Source organism: Streptomyces solicamelliae, assembly GCF_045348655.1.
In the GTDB taxonomy this organism is placed as follows: Bacteria; Actinomycetota; Actinomycetes; order Streptomycetales; family Streptomycetaceae; genus Streptomyces; species Streptomyces solicamelliae.
The window spans coordinates 2,523,936-2,540,870 of sequence record NZ_CP160404.1 but is presented as its reverse complement, the minus strand read 5'-3'; the positions used below and the strand labels follow the sequence as shown (position 1 = coordinate 2,540,870).

The window sequence follows — 16,935 nt, the reverse complement described above, 5'->3', positions numbered from 1 at the left end:
ATTCTCGCCAATTGGCATACATATGCTGCTCACTGAAGGACCGCAGGGGGAAGCAGTGCTGCTTGAACAGGTTTATGAGGGGGCTCCGACCATTCAGTCGGGGCGGCACCGGACGACCGTGAACGAGTTCACCGACCAGTCGCCCGCGCTGCGCCCCACCGTTCTCCAGGAGGCCGCCGAACGCCTCGTGGCGCTCGGCACGTTCGACTCCGACAAGATCCTCGTCGAGGAGGACAAGGGAGCGATTCTCGGCGGTGTCGTCGCGCTCGCGGTGAAACTCCCGCTGGCGGTGGCCCGTTGGTACACCTACGACCTCGGCGGCCAGTCCATCGCCGTACCGATCGACAGCGAGTACTTCGCCGGGAATCTGTACGTGAACGGGATCGAGCCCGGGGACCGCGTGACCATCGTGGACGACACGATCAGCACCGGGGGCACGCTCATCGCGCTCATCGAGGCCGTGCAGGCCGCGGGCGCCACCGTCTCGGAGGTGCTCGTCGCGGTGGAGAAGCCGGAGAACGGCGGGCGGGAGAAGGTCGCCGAGCGGTTCGGCATCGAGGTCAGGACCCTGATCAGGATCGCCGTGGACGGCGAGACGCAGAAGGCGCGCGTGATGAGCTGACCGCCCGCCCCGTGCCGCCGGACCACCCCCACCGAAGGAGATCCTGAACGTGTCGAGCGCGAACGGCGGGCTCAAGCCCACCGAGCTGTACGAACTCACCCACACCGCGGAGCCGGGCGCGGCCCGGATCTTCGCCAAGTGCGAGTTCAAGAACCCCACCGGCAGCCACAAGGACCGGGTCTTCTCGTTCATGATCGACGAGTTGGAGGCCGAGGGCGCCGTGAAGCCGGGGATGACCCTGGTCGAGTGCTCGACGGGCAACGGCGGCGCCGCGCTGTCCCGGGTCGGCGCCGAGCGCGGTTACAAGGTCGTCATCATCATGCCCACGGGCATGACCGAGGAGCGCAAGAAGCAGATCGAGGCGCTCGGCGGCACCATCCTGGAGACCGCGGGCGACGGATTCCTCCTGGAGAGCGAGGACACCGCCCGGCGCTATGTCGAGGAGAATCCCGGCAGTTACTTCCTCGACCAGTCGACCAACGAGCTGAACTGGCGTTCCTGGCGGCTGTGCGGCGAGGAGATCGTGGCCTCGCTGCGGGAGAAGGGAATCACTCCCGACCATTTCATCTGTTCCATCGGTACGGGCGGTACTTTCACCGGAATCGCCGACGTCCTGAAGGACGCTTTCCCGGACGTGGTGACGACCGCGGTGGAAGTCGACCGGTCCGCCGCGCTCTACGCGAAGCGAAACGGCCTGGAATTCGAGCATCAGGCGCACAATCTGATGGGGCTCGGTCCCGGCAAGATGCCCGCGAACCTGCGGGAGGAACTCGTCGACGAGGTGGAACTCATCACCGGCGACGACGGCTGGGCCACCATGAAGGGGCTGATCTCGGACGAGGGTCTGTTCGTCGGCCCCACCGCCGGCGGCAACGTCTTCGCCGCACGGCGCCTCGCGCGCCGGCTCCCGCCGGAGCAGGTCGTGGTGACCGTGCTGTTCGACTCGGCCTGGAAGTACTTCAGCATCTGGGACGGGAAGTACGGGGAGTACGAGACGGGCGACGCGGGTCCGGAGGCCGGGAAGGCCGCGGAGGCCGGGGCGTGAGCGACGCGGGCGTACGACTCGCCGGCGTCGCGGCGCGGCTCCGGGCCGCCTGCGCGCGGGCGGGACGCCCCGAGGACGCCGCCGCGCTCGTCGCGGTCAGCAAGTTCCACGGCGCGGACGCCGTCCTGCCCGCCCTGCGCACGGGCCACCTCCGGTTCGCCGAGAACCGGGTGCAGGAGGCGCAGACGAAGTGGCCGGCCCTGCGCGAGCGGTACCCGCACGTGGAGCTCCACCTGATCGGCTCGCTGCAGAGCAACAAGGCGGCCGACGCGGTCCGCGTCTTCGACGTCGTCCAGAGCGTCGACCGGCCCAAGGTCGCGACCGCCCTCGCCCGGGCCATGGACCGAGAGGGCCGGCGGCCGCGGTGCTACGTTCAGGTCAACACCGGTGCCGAGGGGCAGAAGGGCGGGATCGCCGTCGGCGAGGTGGCGGCCTTCGTCAAGGAGTGCCGGGAGACGCTGGACCTGCCGGTGGCGGGGCTCATGTGCATCCCGCCGGCGGCGGGAGATCCGGCGCCGCACTTCCGCCTCCTGCGGTCGCTGGCGGCCGACACGGGACTGCCCGGGCTGAGCATGGGCATGAGCGGCGACTTCGAGACGGCGGTCGCCGAGGGATCCACTCTGGTCCGCGTCGGCTCCGCCGTCTTCGGCGCACGGCCGGCCGGGCCCGCCGGGGCGGCCCCGGCAACCGAACTTCCGTAAAGGACCACCGTGGTACCGCTCTTCGCCTTCAGTCTGCTCTCGGCGCTCGTCGACGTCTTCGCGGGCGCCCGGCTCCAGCAGGTGGATCCGGGCGCCGTGGCCGCCGTCGCGTTCACCCTGACGGGCGTGGTGTTCTGCACCGCCGCCGTCGTACGGATGCGGTGGAAGCCGCTCGTCGCCGTGGCGCGCGCGCACGCCCGGGACCTGCTGGTGGTCAACGTGACCACCGCTCTGTCCTGGCTCAGCCTGCTGTACGCGCTGAAGCTGATGGAGCCGGCGGTCGCCAACGTCGTCTCGATCGCCATCGGCCCCGCCTTCACCGTCGTCATGCAGATGCTGTGGTGGCGCCGGGACAAGGTGCTGCCCGGCGAGTTCGTCTCCGCCGTCGGCATCCTCGCCACCCTGGTCCTGCTCGTCTGGGCCTCCCTGACGGGCGAGAGCGGCGTCGGCGCCCGCGACCTGACGGCCATGTCCCTGGGCGTCTTCGCCGCGGTCGTGTCCGGGGCGGCGACCTCGGCGAACGTGGTGTTCTCCGCCCGGCTCGGGGCGGCGGGCGTCGACGTGCCGACCGTCATGGGCCTGCGCTTCGGTCTGGTGGCGGTCGGCGGCTGGGTGATGGCCGGGTTCGCCGGCTTCCAGGCGCTGGGCGAGGCCGTCGTACCGGGTGTGGTGGTCGCCGTCATCGGTGTGTCGGTCCCCGCCTATCTCGTCCAGGTGGGCGTCCGCCGGGTGCCTCCCATGACCGCCTCCATGGTGATCTCGCTGGCGCCGGTCCTCACCCTGCTCCTGCAACTCTTCGACACCCGGCTGGAGTTCTCGACGATCTCGGCCGTCGGCATCGCGGTCATCACCCTGTTCATCGGCGTGGGCCTCCTCGCGCGGCGTTCCGCGCAGCGGCCGGCGCCACCGCCCACGGCAGAGAATGAGGACATCGTCCATGCAGTGCGTGATCATTGACGCGTATTCGACGGGGAGGTACCTGCCGGAGGCGCTGCGCCGGCACGGCGTGCGCTGCACCCATGTGCAGAGCTCCCCCGGGATGCCGGACTTCTTCCTGAAGAGCTTCCCGGCGGAGTCGTTCGCGGCGGACGACCGGCTCGTGCACGACGAGACCGGCCGGGACGGCTTGGACCTCGACGCCCTGGTCGGCGAACTGCGATCCAGGCAACCGGCGTTCGTCGTCGCGGGCACGGAGACCGGCGTGGACCTCGCCGACGCGCTCACCGCCCGCCTCGGGCTGCCCGGCAACGCCTTCGACGCCCGCCGGCCGCGGCGCGACAAGTACGAGATGGCGGCGGCCGTCCGCGCCCACGGCCTGCGCGCCCCGGACACGCTGCGCACGGAGCACTTCGACACGGCCCTGTCCTGGGCGAAGGCGTACGACCGCTGGCCGCTGGTGGTCAAGCCCGCCGACAGCGCGGGCACGGACAACGTCTACTTCTGCGCGGACACCGTCGAACTGTGCACCGCCTTCGACCGCATCCTGCGCTCCCGCAACCTGATGGGCTTCGCCAACCGGACGGTCGTCCTCCAGGAGTTCCTGGCGGGCACCGAGTACTTCGCGAACACCGTCAGCGTCGCCGGCCGGCACCACGTCGCCGAGGTCTGGCGCTACCACAAGCGCCCCGGCCGCAACGGCTCGGCCATCTACGACTACGAGGAGCCCCTGGCCCCGGACGACCCGGCGGTCGTCCGGATCCGCCCGTACCTGCTGTCGGTCCTGGACGCCCTCGGGGTGCGCCAGGGCCCCGCCCACTCTGAGATCATGCTGACCGACCAGGGCCCCACCCTGATCGAGAGCGGCGCGCGGCTCGCGGGCTCGATCATCCCGGAGGTCGTCGACCGGGTCTTCGGCACGAACCACGTGGACCTGACGGCGGAGGCCATCGCCGCCCCGGAGGCGTTCGCGGCCCGCATGGACGACGAAGCCCCCACCCTCCACACGAACCTCCGCTACGTCTCCCTGATCTCCCCGGCCGCCGGCCGCCTGACCTCCGTGGCGCCGTTCGACCGGATCCGCGCCCTGGACTCCTTCGCGGCCCTCAGCCTCGGCGTGGACACGGGCGACCTCATCACCCCGACCGTCGACTCGGCCACGTCCCCGGGCGTCTGCTACCTCGTCCACGACGACGCGGAACAGATCAAGCGCGACTACGAGGCGCTGCGGGCCATGGAGCTGGAGGACCTGTACGAGGTGGAGTGAGCGCGAGCCGCCCCGCGACGACCGGCGGCCCGCTCCCCACCCGTCGGTGGGGAGCGGGCCGCCGTTTCCGTCGCGTGGTCAGGCGGTCGCCGGGGTCTTGCGGAAGGCCGGGAGCAGGACGGCGCCGACCGTCAGGTGGAGGAGGACGAGGGTGGCGCGGTTGCCGGCCGTGAGGCCGGCGCCGAACAGCGGGGCGAAGAGGGAGAGTACGAGGATCGCCGCCGCGGTGATCGTCCAGATCGTCTTGGCACGGCTCGCCGCGAACTTCTCCAGGAGGGCCAGCAGCGCCCAGCCCAGGAGGGCGATCACCGCCGAGCCGATGAGGACGGCCGGGAGGTAGAGCTCGCTGGTGGTGGTGGAGCCCGGGCCGTCCGGGATCCGCAGGTCGATGTCGAGCACGGTGGTGGCGAGCAGCCAGATCAGGCCGTCGATCACGACCGCGGCGACGACGGCAAGGGCTCGGGTGCGGGTGGTCATGTCGGGCCTCCCCGAATGAGTGCTGGATTTATATGTGTGACTTCCGCACATGATGTTCTCACGTCAAAGAATGTCTCGTCCAGTCACATGCCGGTAACCTGGAAGTCGTGAGCACCCCGGATGCCCTCCAGAACGAAGCCGTTGTCGACCCCACCGTGCTCGACGCCGTCGAGTCGGCGATGATCCGGATCCGGCGTCGGCAGTCCCGGCGCAGCCTCGCGCGGCCCGTCGTCATGGGGCTCACCGAGCCCGTGGACCTCAACACGCTGGCCGTCGTCGACGCCGTCGACGAGGGCGCCGGCGAGGGTGGACGGGACGTCACCGTCGGCTTCGTCGCCGACCGGCTCGCCATAGACCCCTCCCGCGCCAGCCGGATCGTCGCCGAGGCCGTCCGCTCCGGCTTCGTCCGCCGCGCCGCCTCCCAGGAGGACGGGCGGCGCAGCTGCCTGGAGCTGACCGAGCTCGGGCGGGAGGCCGTCACCGCCGCCCACCGCACCCGGCAGGGGTTCTACTCCGTGGTCCTCGGCGACTGGGAACCCCAGGACCAGGCGGACTTCGCCCGGCTGCTCACCAAGTTCGTCCACTCCCTCGACGACGCCGGGCGCCGCTGACCCCCGTCCACCGGACTTCGAGGCGGCTTCGAGTCGCCCCGGCAACGCTGATCGCGCCACTACCCCGCAACCGACGGCGCATCACAGCCCCCGCAGCCGTGGGGCGCCCGCGCCTGTCTTGAAGGAGGCGCGAAACGGTGAGTACCACTGACGATCGGGTGGAGAGGCCCACCGCCCCGGGCCGTCCCCGCCCCACGAGTGCCCCGGATTCCCCAGCCGTCCGGCCCCCTGCCGTCGGCTGGGCCTACGCCATGGTGATCGTGGCCACGCTCGCCGCCATCGCCAGCAATGTCTTCGAGATCGCCCACCAGGTCGAGACCGGCGTCGCCGGCGCCGCGACCACCGGCGACCTGGTGCTGACCATCGCCTTCTGCGCCCTCTTCGGCTTCTTCGCCGAGATGCTGCGGGCCGGGCGGCAGTGGGGGCGTGTGCTGCTGACCGTCTTCACCGCCCTCGGGCTGCTCTTCACCGGGCTCGGGCTCGCCGGGGTCGGTGGGCGGCCCATCGTCGGCGCGCTGCAGGCGACCCTTGCCGTCGTCAGCTTCGTCACCTCCGTCGCCGGGCTCGTCTTCCTCTTCCTGCCGTCCGTCAACGCCTGGATCGCCGATGTCCGCGGTCCCAGCCGGGTCATCTCGCAGCGTCTGCGGAAGCTCATGCTGACCTGTCATGTCGCCATCTCCGTGGGGTGGCTCGGCCTCATCACCGGGATGCTCGCGATGGCCATCGCCGGGGCCACCACCAGTGACGGCGAGACGCAGGCCGCCATGTACCGGACCATGTCCATGCTCGACGAGATCTTCCTCGGGATGACCAGCATGTTCGCGCTCATCACCGGGGTCGTCGTCGGGGCCGGCACCAAGTGGGGGCTGCTGCAGCGGCGTTGGGTCGCCGTGAAGTTCTTCACGACCATGGGCGTGATGCTGCTCGGCTTCTCCGTCATCCACCAGCTGATCCTCGAGGCCAACGAACTCGTCGACGCCGGCGCGCCGGTACGCGGCGGTGAACTCGACACCGTCGGCTGGACCATGGCCGGCGCCGCCGCCCTCGCCGTGCTCACGCTCGTCTTCATGACGGCCGTCTCCACGTACAAGCCCTGGGGACCCACCCGCCGCGGCCGCCGCACCGGCCACGCCCCCGCCGCCCGTACCGCCTCTCGCTGACCTGCCGAAAGGACGACCGGCCACCATGACCACGACCACCGCCCCCGTCATCCGGGACACCCAGGACCTGCGGCACAGCCGCCTCCTGGGCCTCGGCGTGTACCGCCCCGAGCGGTCCGTGCCCAACACCGAGATCGCCGAGCGCACCGGCCTCGACCCGGCCTGGATCGAGAGCCGCTCCGGCATCCGCTCCCGGCGCTACGCCTCCGCCGAGGAGACCCTGCCGACCATGGCGACCACGGCCGCCGAGAAGGCGCTCGCCGCCGCCGGTATCGGCGCCGACCAGCTCGGCACCGTCATCGTCGCGACCATCACCTCCATGGAGCAGATGCCCGCCGTGGCCGTCGAGGTCGCACACCGGCTGGGCGCCCCGCAGGCGGCCGCCTTCGACATCTCGGCCGCCTGCGCCGGCTTCTGCCACGCCATCGCCCTCGCCAACGACCTGGTCCGGCTCGGGCGTTCCGAGTACGTGCTCGTCATCGGCGCCGAGCGGATGACCGACATCCTCGACCACGCCGACCGCGACACCGCGTTCCTCTTCGCCGACGGCGCGGGCGCCGTCGTCGTCGGCCCCTCCGAGGAGGCCGGCATCGGCCCGGTCGTCTGGCAGGCCGACGGCTCGCGCAACGCGGCCCTGAAGATGACCGCCCCCTGGCACGACGGCACGGGGGAGCGGCCCGACGACCGGCCCGCGATCACCATGGCCGGCTGGAAGGTCTACCGCTGGGCCACCAACGAACTCGTCCCCGCCGCCCGGCGCATGCTGGACGCGGCCGGCGTCACCGTCGACCAGCTCGACGCGTTCGTCCCGCACCAGGCGAACATGCTCATCACCGACGTCGTCGTCGACCAGCTCGGCCTGACCGCCCGCACCGCGGTCGCCCGCGACATCGTCACCAGCGGCAACAGCTCCGCCGCCTCCATCCCGCTCGCCATGGACGAACTCCTCGCCTCCGGCAAGGCCGCCAGTGGCGATCTCGCCCTGCTCATCGGCTTCGGCGCCGGGCTCGTGTACGCGGGACAGGTCGTCCGCCTGCCCTGACCCGCCCCCACGCGCACAGAAGGGCGCCCGGACCGTCGGTCCGGGCGCCCTTCCGCGCACGACAGGGATCTCAGTACGCCGCCCGCACCTCGAACAGAGCGAACGGGCTGGGCCGTTCGGTGTCCTGGTACGGCCGCAGCGGGGACGTGGTCCCGCGGTGGGCCGAACCCGCCTCCCACTCCCGGAAGGCGGCCATGCTCTCCCACTCGCTCAGCACCGCGTACGCGCCGTCGTCCGTCAGCTCGCGCAGCAGCTCGTTGCCGAGCAGACCCGGCGTGCCCGCCAGGTCCTCGCTGATCCGGTGGTACGCCTTCTCGACCGCGCCCGCCTCGCCGGGCGCCGGCCGCAGGTGCAGCATGATCCGGACCCGGCCCGGGGCGCCGCTCATCCGGCGACCTCGACCAGCCGCATCATCGCCAGCGAGCCGCCCGTCCGGTACGGGTGCAGCTTCTCGCGGTGCGCGACGTGCTCGGGGCTGCGCTCGAAGGCCAGGAAGGACTCCTGGTCCGTCCAGTCGCTCACCACGAAGTACACCGACTCCTCGCCCGGCTTCGCGCTGCGCGCCAGGGTGTGCCCGAGGTTCGCCGGCTGCGCCGTGACCTCCTTGCTGCCCTCCGTCCACACCCGCTCGAAGTCGGCCTCCCTGCCCGGCACGACCTGGACGGTCAGCAGCACCCGGAACCCACCCGTCGTAGCGGCCAACTCAGACACCCCCGTCGACGTGCAGCGTCTCGCCGTTGACGTACGTGGACAGGTCGCTCGCCAGGAACAGCACCGCGCCGGCGATCTCCTCCGGGCGCCCGAAGCGGCCCAGCGCCATCATCCGCAGATAGCGTTCGTTGTACGCGGCCCGCTGCTCGTCGGTCAGCTCGTCCGGGTCCGAGGTGTCGATGACGCCCGGGGCGACCACGTTGAAGCGGATGCCCTTGCCGCCGAGCTCCTTGCACAGCGAGCGGGTCAGGCCCACCAGACCGGCCTTGGAGGCGGTGTAGTGGCCGCGCAGCGGGATGCCCGCCATCGCGCCGCGGGAGCCGATGTTGATCACCGAGGAGCCCTCGCGGAGCAGCGGCAGCGCCTTGCTGATCACCATGAACGGGCCGGTGAGGTTGGTGGTGACGACCCGCTCCCACTCCTCGAACGGCAGCTGGGCGAACGGGATCTGGCTGATGACACCGGCGTTGTTGACCAGCACGTCCAGCGTCTCGAAGCGCTCCCGGCAGGCGGCGAGCACCGTCTCGACACCCTCGGCCGTGCCGACGTCGGCGCGCACGAGGGCGTGGTCGCCGCCGATCTCCTTCAGCTCGCGGGCCAGGCTGTCGACCGCCTCGCCCTCCGTCCGGTAGCAGGTCACCACCGTGGCGCCGGCCTTCGCCAGGGCCAGCACGGTGGCCCGTCCGATGCCCCGGCTGCCGCCGGTGACCAGCGCGTTCTTGCCCACCAGTCGAAGTTCCATGTCGTCTTCCTCCGTACGGGTTCGGTACTCGGCAGGGATCAGCAGGTGCTCAGCGGGCCGCCGGCACCGGGCGGCACTCCAGGACCGCCCAGCGTCCGGCGGCCGGTTCGTTGACGAGCTCGAAGCCCGCGGTCGCGAGCAGCGCGCGCCACTGCTGCTCGGAGCGCTCGCGTCCGCCGAAGCGGACCAGCATGTCCAGGTCCAGGAGCTTGCCCCGGTCCCACTCGTTGGCCGGGCCGACGAGGAACTCGCAGATCAGCAGGCGGCCTTCGGGGTTCCCGGCGAGGGCCTCGCGGACCCGGCCGAGGATCGCGGCGGCCCTGTCGTCGTCCCAGTCGTGCAGCACGGCCTTGAGCACGTACGCGTCCGCACCCGTCGGCAGCTCCTCGAAGAAGTCGCCCGGGACCACGTCCACCCGGTCCGCAACCCCGGCCTCCTCGAAGCTCTTGTCCGCCTCGGCCACCACCGACGGGCGGTCCACCAGCGTGCCCCGCGCCTCCGGGTGCCGGGCCAGCAGCTCGGCCAGGAACAGGCCCCGCCCGCCGCCGACGTCGGCGATCCGGCCGTACTGCCCGAACTCGTAGCCGTCCAGCAGCATCCGCGCGGTCGCCCGGCTCATCCCGGTCATCGCCCGGTCGAACAGGGCGCCCGCCCGCGGGTCCTGCTCCAGGTGCTCGAAGAAGGTGTGCCCGTACGCGGCCTCGAACGCCGGCTCCCCGGTCCTCACCGTGTGCATCAGCTGCCCGTACGAGCGCCACAGCATCTCGTCGCCGTTGTAGAGCACCATGTCCCGCTGGCCGCCCGGCAGGCCCGAACGCAGGCAGGAACCCACCTCGTTGAGCGCGTAGCGGCCGTCGGCCTCCTCGGTGAACACCCCGAACGCGGCGGCGACCCGCAGCACCCGGCCGAGCGAGTCCGCGTGCGCGTCGGTCCGCTCCGCCAGCTCCGCGACGGTCAGCGGGCCGCCGGCCAGCTCGTCGGCGACGCCCAGCTCGGCGACCACGTGCAGCACCCGGGATATCCGTTTGCCGTCGGTCAGCAGCAGCAGCCGTACATGCGGCGGCAGCGCGGCGGTCATCGCCGGGCCGACCACACCGGTCATGGTGTCCACACCTTCTCCTAGGCTCGTGGAAGTCAGATGAGTACGGCGGTCGCGCCGACGTTCGCGAGCAGCGCGGCGACGGCCAGCGCGCCCCGCACCCGGTTCCAGCGGATCCAGCGCTCGCGCGGGTCCCGCCGGTCGAAGTCCGCCGGCAGCGCCTGCGGGTCGAGCGTCGACAGCCAGCGGTTGATCGGGACGTTCTTCGTCAGCGACACCGTCATCGCGCAGGCCAGCAGCAGCGCGCCGAGCGCCGCGAGCACCCGCACCGCCGTCAGCGGGGCGGTCGCCACCAGGGCGAGGTCGCACAGCAGACAGCTCAGCAGCGAGATCGGCATGAACGGGTCGAAGCGGGTGACAAGCCCCTTGTGCACCGGGACGTACATCCCCGTCGGCAGCGTGTTGAACAGGGGCGCCGCGAGCACCGAGATCGCGAGACCGCCGGCCGCGAGACCACCGGCCAACAGCGCCGCGGGCATCAGTATCCGCATCGGGTCCACCACGCATCACCCTTCCGAAGCTGCCGCCGCGCCGTGCGGCGGGACCACTGCGACGACTCTCGGATCCGGAGGTCGAAACGGCCTCGAAGACGGCTCGATCGCGCCTGATCAGGCCGGATGCACCCGGGCGTCGAGCACCCCTCCACAGCGAATCGAGCAGATGGCAGCAGGGTGGCCGGGACATCAACCGTGGACCCCGCCGGGGACCCGACCGTGGACCGGGAGTCGTGATGCTTGAGGAAGTGCTGAGCGGGGTCGTGCTGATCGGGACGGGGACCGTCACGGGGATCTTCGTGGCCGTCCTGGTCAGCGTGGGTCCCGCCATGTCGGCCATGGGACGCGCCGAGTACCTTCGCGCCCACGCCCTGCTGGGCAAGGGCTACCACCCGCTGATGCCGGTCCTGGTCAACGTCGTGACCGTCAGCGGCTTCGTGCTCGGCTGGCTCGCGCCCTCGCCCGGCGACGTGCTGTTCCCCGCGGCTTCCGTACTGCTCATCGGCGTGCAGGCCGTGTCGCACCTCGGCAACGTGCCGATCAACCGCTCCCTGAGCGGGCTCGCCGAGAACGGCCCGTGGAAGGACCCGCGGCCGCTCTGGCGCGCCTGGCACCGGCTGCGTACGGCTCTTGCCGCGCTCGCCCTGACGGCCGTCACCGTCGCGGTGCTCGCCACCCCCTGAACCCGCGCAAGCTCCCAGAAGGAGGAACCACCGCCATGCCACTCGACGCCATCACCTACCGCGTCCGGCCCGGATGCGAGGACGAACTGATGGAGGTGTTCTCGCCGCACAACTTCACCCGGGTCGACTCGCCCGTCATCAAGGACGACGCGGGCGGCACCGTCGGCATGCTGCTCGGCACCGGCCTGTTCGTGCAGGGCGACACGGTCATCCGGGTCATCCACCACGACGGGGTCAGCGCGGCCCGGGTCGCCCGGCACATGTCGGTGCAGAACGGGGTCCACGAGGCCGAGCGGGCGATCCTGCCGTTCCTCGTCGAACCCCGCGACACCGAGACCCCCGAGGGCTTCCGGCAGCACTTCCACCGGAGCCTGATGACCGCCCTCGAACAGCACAGCCCCGACGAGCGGCCCGCGGCGGGCACGGTCGCCCTGCGCCACCAGCTCCGCAGGGGCGCGGGCGCCGCGCTGGCCCGGGAGCGCGGCACCGTCAACCGCAGGGCCTCGCTGCTGCTGTCCGAGGACCACCCGACGATCGTCCGCACGGCGCTGTTCCTGCACGAGGACACCCTCGTGCGGGTCGTCCAGTACGACGGCCACCCGTACGACGTCGTCGGCTACCTCACCGACCGCTGCTTCGGGCAGGACGCCGACGCCTGGCTGGAGCCGTACCTGGACGACACCACGCGCCCGGACCACCCGGACGCGTACCTGGCCCTGGTGCACGAGCAGGCGATGCTGTCGATCGCCCACATGTCCGTCCTGGGCGTCGACTACTGAGCGCACACCACCCGCCGTACGCACGAAACCGCCGCCGGACCCTCCAGGGCCCGGCGGCGGTTCCGTACCGCGTCACACCTCGGGGTGGTCGAACCACTCGCCGAGCTTGGTGCCCATCAGCGGGCTGCCGCGCAGCTTCAGCTTGCCGGTCAGGAACGCCTTCGCGCCGGGCAGCTTGCCCACGCCCATCGCCAGCATGTCGGGGAACTTGATGCCGATGGTGATGTCCGGGGCGTCGTGCTGCCCCTTGTCGGTGCGGCAGTCGCCGGCCTCGACCGCCACGTAGTGGAGCTTCTGCCCCTCCGAGGAGGCGATGTCGAACTGGAAGACGCCCTTCTGGCCCTCCGCCTTCTTCGGGTTGAACTCCGAGACGAGGAGCTCGAAGATCAGCGTCAGCGCCGCGTCCAGACCGCCGTCCCGCTCGGCGACGGCCGCCTCCAGCTGCTTCGACGGCACCGTCTCGACGAGCTCGATCAGCTCCGTCACCTGTTCCTGCTGCACACTCACGGGTTCTCCTCCTGCGCATTCGGCTCTTGGGGACATACATGCAGCGGTTCGAGCAGATGCATCTCGCCGCCCGCGCGCATCGGCCACAGCCGCTGCAGATACGCCTGCTGCTCGGGGCTCTGCTCGAACGCCCGGAACGTGGGCTCGTCCGTCCAGTCCGTCAGCACCGTGTAGCCGGCGCCCTCCCCGCTCTGCCGCAGCAGCTGCTGGCCGTGGTTGTCGGGGAAGGTGCGGACGGTACGGGAGTGGGCGAGCCACAGCTCCTCGAACTCCGCCTCGTGGCCGGGCCTGACCTGGATCCGGAGCAGGACGCGCAGTCCCGGCGCGGGCCGGGTCACGCGCGCACCGCCGCCTGCTCCACCAGACCCTTGATCCGGGCCATCTCCCGGCGGGTGTTGGTGTTCAGGCGCTCCGCCATCTCCGCGTCGCCGAACGGCAGACCCTCGCGGACCTTGAACTCCTGCCGCCAGCGCATCTCCACGCCGGCCTCGGTCTGCTCGTACGTCCAGTACAGGTCCATGAACTCGAACGGACCCGTCTCGATCCGCCGGGCGCGCACGGTCCGCGTCTCCGGGTCCGGGGTGCGCTCCGAGACCCAGCTCCACACCTGGCCGTTCTCGTCCGGGTGCAGGGTGAGCCGGAAGCGCAGGGTGGCCCCGTCGCGCTCCAGGATCTCCGCGGCCGCGTACTCGGAGAACAGCTGCGGCCAGGACGCGACGTCGTTCGTCATGTCCCACACCAGGTCCATCGGCGCGTCGACGACGATGCTGTTGTCGGTGGCGGCCATGGGTCAGGCCGCCGCGAGGCTGGTGTTGACGTAGTCGATGACGTCCTGCGGCGAGTTCATCTCCTCGATGGCCTCGTCGGGGATCTGCAGGCCGTACTCGCGCTGGACCTGGCTGGCTATCTCCAGGACCGCGAGGGAGTCGTAGCCGATGTCGGTGAAGTCGGCCCCGAGGTGCTCCTCGGACAGCTCCTCGGTCTCACCGGTGCACCGGCTCATGATCTCCTTGAGGTCGCCGAAGGTCATAGTGGTGCTGCTCATCTGTTCCTCCTGGGGACGTGGTGGGGCATGGGCGAGCGGTGGTTCGAGCGGTCTTCGGGTCGTGAGCGGTCGTGCGGTCCTCAGACGGAGCGGAGGACCAGCGCGGCGTTGAAGCCGCCGTAGCCGCGGCTGAGGACCAGTGCGGTGCGCAGCCGGGCCTCGCGGGGCCAGTCGGTGACGAGGTCGAGCCGGTGCGCCCGGTCCGGGCGGATGTTCACCGACGGGGGAATGACCTGGTCGCGCAGGGCCAGCGCGGCCGCCGCCGCGTCGAGGGCCGCGCCGCCGGCGTACAGCCGGCCGGTCATCGTCTTCGGCACGGACACCGGCACCCCGGCCGGGCCGAAGACCGCGGTGATCGCCTCGGCCTCCTGCCGGTCGAGCTCCGGCACGCCGTGGCCGTCGGCGAAGACCACGTCGACGTCCCCGGGCGCGCAGCCCGCCTCGGCGAGCGCCAGCTCGGCGGCCCGCCGCAGACCCGGCTCCCGGCCCGAGCCGGGCCGCGGGTCGAACGTGGCGGCGTAGCCGGCGAGTTCGGCGTACATCCGCGGAGCCCTGCGGGCCTCCGCGTCCGCGCGGCTCTCCACGGTCAGGATCGCGCCGCCCTCGCCCGGCACGTATCCGCTCGCCGCGGGGTCGAACGGCACGAACGCGCGGTCCGGCCGCTGCTCCTCGCTGAGCCGGCCGTTGGACAGCTGGCAGACCAGGCCGTACGGGGAGAGCGAGGCGTCGGTGCCGCCGGAGACGACCAGCTTCGTGCCCTTGGCGAGCACCCGCCGGGACTGCGCGAGCGCGTCCAGGCCGCCGGCCTGCTCCGAGCAGACGACGCTGCAGGGCCCGCGCATGCCGTGCCGGATGGACAGCTGGCCGGTGGTCGCCGCGTAGAACCAGGCGATGGCCATGTACGCGCCGACCGCCTGCGGGCCCTCCGCGTACAGCTTCTGCAGCTCGCGCTGGCCGAACTCGACGCCGCCGGAGGAGTTCGCGGTGATGACCGCCATCTCCAAGTCGGCGAACGCCTCGGTGTCCACGGCCGCGTCGGCCAGCGCCTCGTTGGTGGCGGCGAACGCGTACTGCGTCATCGCGTCCGTCTCGCTGACCAGCCGCTGCGGCGCATGGTCCGCCGGGTCGAAGCCGTCCGCCTCGCCCGCCACCCGCACCGGGTAGCGCTCGGGGTCGAAGCGGGTGATCCGGCCGAGCCCGGACTTGCCGTCCAGGGTGGCCTGCCACCAGGCCTCCCGGTCGAGCCCGTTGGGCGCGACGACGCCGATCCCGGTGATGACCGAGGCCTTCATGCGGACCTCCTCGGGGACGTGAGCACCACCGCGCTCTGGAAGCCGCCGAAGCCGCTGCCGACGCTCAGGACCACGTCGAGCTCCGCCTCGCGCGCGGTGCCCGGCACGTAGTCCAGGTCGCACTCGGGGTCCGGCTCCTCGTAGTTGGCGGTCGGCGGGATCGCCCCGCGGTCGATGGCCAGCGCGCTGGCCGCGATCTCGATCGAGCCGATCGAGCCCAGCGAGTGCCCCACCATCGACTTGATCGAGCTGACCGGGATGTCGTACGCGTGATGCCCGAGGCTCCGCTTGTACGCGGCCGTCTCGTGCCGGTCGTTCTGCTTGGTGCCGCTGCCGTGGGCGTTGGCGTAGTCGATCTCGTCCGGGTTGATCCGGGCCTCGTCGAGCGCGGCGGTGATCGCCTCGCCCATCTCCCGGCCGTCCGGCCGCAGCCCGGTCATGTGGTAGCCGTTCGCGCGGGCCGCGTACCCGGACACCTCGCAGTAGATCTTCGCGCCGCGGGCCAGCGCGTGCTCCCGCTCCTCGATCACGAAGACCGCCGAACCCTCCCCGAGCACCAGCCCGTTGCGCCGCCGGTCGAACGGCCGGCAGGCGTGCTCCGGGTCGTCGTTGCTGGTCGAGGAGGCCCGCAGGGTGTCGAAGCAGGACACCGTGATCGGGTAGATCGGCGCGTCGGTCGCGCCGGCCACCATCACGTCCGCCGAGCCCTCGCGGATCAGGTCCACCGCGTACCCGACGGCGTCGATGCCCGCGCAGCAGCCGGAGGAGACCACGGTCGCCGGGCCCTCCGCGCCGGCCGCCCACGCCACCTCGGTGGCCAGCGAACTGGACATCACGTACGCGTACAGGTGCGGCTTCATGTAGCCCTGGTCGACCAGCCACGCGCGGCCGTTGTCGCTGACCGTGCGGTACTCCTGCTCCATCGAGATCGCGTTGCCGACGCCGTTGCCGACGCTGACGCCGACGCGGTGCGGGTTCTCCGCGTCCATGTCGATCCCGCTGTCCGCCAGCGCCTCGCGCGCGGCGACGATCGCGAACTGGCCGGCCCGGTCGGTGCGCCGGATCTCCTGGTACGACAGCCCGGCCGCCTCGGGGTCGAAGTCGCACTCCGCGCCGATGCGGCTGCGGAACGGCGCCGGGTCGAACAGGGTGATCCGCCGGGTCGCCGTACGGCCCTTGACGATCATCTCCCAGAAGTTCTCCCGGCCCGGCTGCCCCGGGGCGACGACGCCGATGCCGGTGATGACAGCTCTGCCGGTCATCCCGCGCCCCCGACCTCGGGCAGCGTGCCCTCCCCGGGCAGCGGCTCGCAGTCGACGTGGCCCAGTTCGGGGCGCGGCGCGAGGGGGCTGAGGAAGAAGGCGACGAACGCCTGCTCGTCGCCCGGGTTCTCGATGCGGTGCCGCACGCCGATCGGGACCATGAAGGACTCGCCCGGCTCCAGGATCAGCTCCCGCCCCTCGATCCGGAGCAGGATCCGGCCGCGGATCGTGTGGAAGAACTCCTCGGAGTGCGGGTGGTAGTGCTCGGAGACGAACTCCCCGGGCTCCAGCGTGCCCACGCCCATGAAGCCCGAGGTCGCGCCGCAGGTCTTGGGGCTGAGCAGGACACGCAGATCGCCGCCGCGCTTGCGGTTCGGCGGCACGTCGTCGATGGCGACCTTGACGAGGTCGGTGTCGGTGGTCTGCATTGGGTGCTCCACAGAAGGGGGACGGGTGCGGC

The 16,935-nt window shown here is 71.7% G+C and carries 23 protein-coding genes; 10 read left to right on the top strand and 13 right to left on the bottom strand.

From position 1 onward, the window contains the following. Positions 1-22 precede the first annotated feature (22 nt). Genes ABZO31_RS11680 through ABZO31_RS11660 form a run of 5 tightly spaced genes read left to right on the top strand, consistent with a single transcriptional unit; the run spans position 23 to position 4,571 of the window. Positions 23-622, top strand: coding sequence for a phosphoribosyltransferase family protein (locus ABZO31_RS11680; RefSeq protein WP_406861088.1), 600 nt, complete (start codon positions 23-25; stop codon positions 620-622). 49 nt (positions 623-671) lie between these two features. Then, positions 672-1,667: a cysteine synthase family protein gene (locus ABZO31_RS11675; protein WP_406861087.1), complete on the top strand. Its 996-nt coding sequence runs from the start codon at positions 672-674 to the stop codon at positions 1,665-1,667. Continuing rightward, on the top strand, positions 1,664-2,368 hold the full coding sequence (locus tag ABZO31_RS11670) for a YggS family pyridoxal phosphate-dependent enzyme (RefSeq protein WP_406861086.1): 705 nt from the start codon (positions 1,664-1,666) through the stop codon (positions 2,366-2,368). Before ABZO31_RS11675 ends, ABZO31_RS11670 begins: the two co-directional genes overlap by 4 nt. Before the next feature lie 9 nt (positions 2,369-2,377). After that, positions 2,378-3,325: an EamA family transporter gene (locus tag ABZO31_RS11665; protein WP_406861085.1), complete on the top strand. Its 948-nt coding sequence runs from the start codon at positions 2,378-2,380 to the stop codon at positions 3,323-3,325. Further along, the gene (locus ABZO31_RS11660) at positions 3,315-4,571 is read left to right on the top strand and encodes an ATP-grasp domain-containing protein (protein ID WP_406861083.1); all 1,257 of its coding nucleotides are present in this window, start codon (positions 3,315-3,317) and stop codon (positions 4,569-4,571) included. The genes ABZO31_RS11665 and ABZO31_RS11660 overlap by 11 nt, the downstream gene beginning before the upstream one ends. Positions 4,572-4,649: 78 nt before the next feature. Here the strand turns inward: ABZO31_RS11660 and ABZO31_RS11655 are convergent, their stop codons facing one another. Further along, positions 4,650-5,048, bottom strand: a complete 399-nt coding sequence (locus tag ABZO31_RS11655; RefSeq protein WP_406861082.1) for a DUF6069 family protein — start codon at positions 5,046-5,048, stop codon at positions 4,650-4,652. Positions 5,049-5,155: 107 nt separating this feature from the next. On the opposite strand from ABZO31_RS11655, the gene ABZO31_RS11650 reads away from it, so the two are divergent. From ABZO31_RS11650 to ABZO31_RS11640, 3 genes are all read left to right on the top strand, one after another. Further along, positions 5,156-5,659: a MarR family winged helix-turn-helix transcriptional regulator gene (locus ABZO31_RS11650; protein ID WP_406861081.1), complete on the top strand. Its 504-nt coding sequence runs from the start codon at positions 5,156-5,158 to the stop codon at positions 5,657-5,659. Between the two features lie 137 nt (positions 5,660-5,796). Next, entirely contained in the window at positions 5,797-6,819 is a 1,023-nt protein-coding gene (locus ABZO31_RS11645) for a hypothetical protein (RefSeq protein WP_406861080.1), read from the top strand. A gap of 25 nt (positions 6,820-6,844) precedes the next feature. After that, entirely contained in the window at positions 6,845-7,861 is a 1,017-nt protein-coding gene (locus ABZO31_RS11640) for a beta-ketoacyl-ACP synthase 3 (RefSeq protein WP_406861079.1), read from the top strand. 70 nt (positions 7,862-7,931) lie between these two features. Here ABZO31_RS11640 and ABZO31_RS11635 read toward each other — a convergent pair whose 3' ends face one another. From ABZO31_RS11635 to ABZO31_RS11615, 5 genes are read right to left on the bottom strand one after another with little or no spacing between them, the layout of a single operon-like run. Further along, entirely contained in the window at positions 7,932-8,249 is a 318-nt protein-coding gene (locus ABZO31_RS11635) for an antibiotic biosynthesis monooxygenase family protein (RefSeq protein WP_406861078.1), read from the bottom strand. Beyond that, on the bottom strand, positions 8,246-8,572 hold the full coding sequence (locus ABZO31_RS11630; protein ID WP_406861077.1) for an antibiotic biosynthesis monooxygenase family protein: 327 nt from the start codon (positions 8,570-8,572) through the stop codon (positions 8,246-8,248). The genes ABZO31_RS11635 and ABZO31_RS11630 overlap by 4 nt, the downstream gene beginning before the upstream one ends. Beyond that, on the bottom strand, positions 8,565-9,314 hold the full coding sequence (locus tag ABZO31_RS11625; protein WP_406861076.1) for an SDR family NAD(P)-dependent oxidoreductase: 750 nt from the start codon (positions 9,312-9,314) through the stop codon (positions 8,565-8,567). Before ABZO31_RS11625 ends, ABZO31_RS11630 begins: the two co-directional genes overlap by 8 nt. Positions 9,315-9,363: 49 nt before the next feature. Continuing rightward, a complete protein-coding gene (locus tag ABZO31_RS11620) occupies positions 9,364-10,416 on the bottom strand; it encodes a methyltransferase (RefSeq protein ID WP_406865322.1) in 1,053 nt (350 codons plus the stop codon). 32 nt (positions 10,417-10,448) lie between these two features. Next, a complete protein-coding gene (locus tag ABZO31_RS11615; RefSeq protein ID WP_406861075.1) occupies positions 10,449-10,904 on the bottom strand; it encodes an anthrone oxygenase family protein in 456 nt (151 codons plus the stop codon). A gap of 239 nt (positions 10,905-11,143) precedes the next feature. Between ABZO31_RS11615 and ABZO31_RS11610 the strand changes: the two genes are divergently transcribed. Continuing rightward, entirely contained in the window at positions 11,144-11,590 is a 447-nt protein-coding gene (locus ABZO31_RS11610) for an anthrone oxygenase family protein (protein ID WP_406861074.1), read from the top strand. Positions 11,591-11,625: 35 nt separating this feature from the next. Beyond that, positions 11,626-12,369 carry a SchA/CurD-like domain-containing protein gene (locus ABZO31_RS11605; protein WP_406861073.1) on the top strand — a complete coding sequence of 248 codons (744 nt, stop codon included), beginning with the start codon at positions 11,626-11,628 and terminating at the stop codon, positions 12,367-12,369. Positions 12,370-12,441: 72 nt separating this feature from the next. On the opposite strand, the gene ABZO31_RS11600 is transcribed toward ABZO31_RS11605, so the two are convergent. From ABZO31_RS11600 to ABZO31_RS11570, 7 genes are all read right to left on the bottom strand, one after another. Next, positions 12,442-12,876 (bottom strand): SCP2 sterol-binding domain-containing protein, encoded by a 435-nt coding sequence (locus ABZO31_RS11600; protein WP_406861072.1) that lies wholly within the window; start codon positions 12,874-12,876, stop codon positions 12,442-12,444. Next, the gene (locus ABZO31_RS11595) at positions 12,873-13,214 is read right to left on the bottom strand and encodes an antibiotic biosynthesis monooxygenase family protein (protein WP_406861071.1); all 342 of its coding nucleotides are present in this window, start codon (positions 13,212-13,214) and stop codon (positions 12,873-12,875) included. Before ABZO31_RS11595 ends, ABZO31_RS11600 begins: the two co-directional genes overlap by 4 nt. After that, complete coding sequence (locus ABZO31_RS11590) at positions 13,211-13,663, bottom strand: SRPBCC family protein (RefSeq protein WP_406861070.1); 453 nt, start codon at positions 13,661-13,663, stop codon at positions 13,211-13,213. Before ABZO31_RS11590 ends, ABZO31_RS11595 begins: the two co-directional genes overlap by 4 nt. A gap of 3 nt (positions 13,664-13,666) precedes the next feature. Next, positions 13,667-13,921, bottom strand: coding sequence for an acyl carrier protein (locus tag ABZO31_RS11585; RefSeq protein ID WP_406861069.1), 255 nt, complete (start codon positions 13,919-13,921; stop codon positions 13,667-13,669). A gap of 80 nt (positions 13,922-14,001) precedes the next feature. Continuing rightward, positions 14,002-15,213, bottom strand: a complete 1,212-nt coding sequence (locus ABZO31_RS11580; protein WP_406861068.1) for a ketosynthase chain-length factor — start codon at positions 15,211-15,213, stop codon at positions 14,002-14,004. Further along, entirely contained in the window at positions 15,210-16,475 is a 1,266-nt protein-coding gene (locus ABZO31_RS11575) for a beta-ketoacyl-[acyl-carrier-protein] synthase family protein (protein WP_406861067.1), read from the bottom strand. The genes ABZO31_RS11580 and ABZO31_RS11575 overlap by 4 nt, the downstream gene beginning before the upstream one ends. Next, positions 16,472-16,903 carry a cupin domain-containing protein gene (locus ABZO31_RS11570; RefSeq protein ID WP_406861066.1) on the bottom strand — a complete coding sequence of 144 codons (432 nt, stop codon included), beginning with the start codon at positions 16,901-16,903 and terminating at the stop codon, positions 16,472-16,474. The genes ABZO31_RS11575 and ABZO31_RS11570 overlap by 4 nt, the downstream gene beginning before the upstream one ends. Positions 16,904-16,935 lie beyond the last annotated feature (32 nt).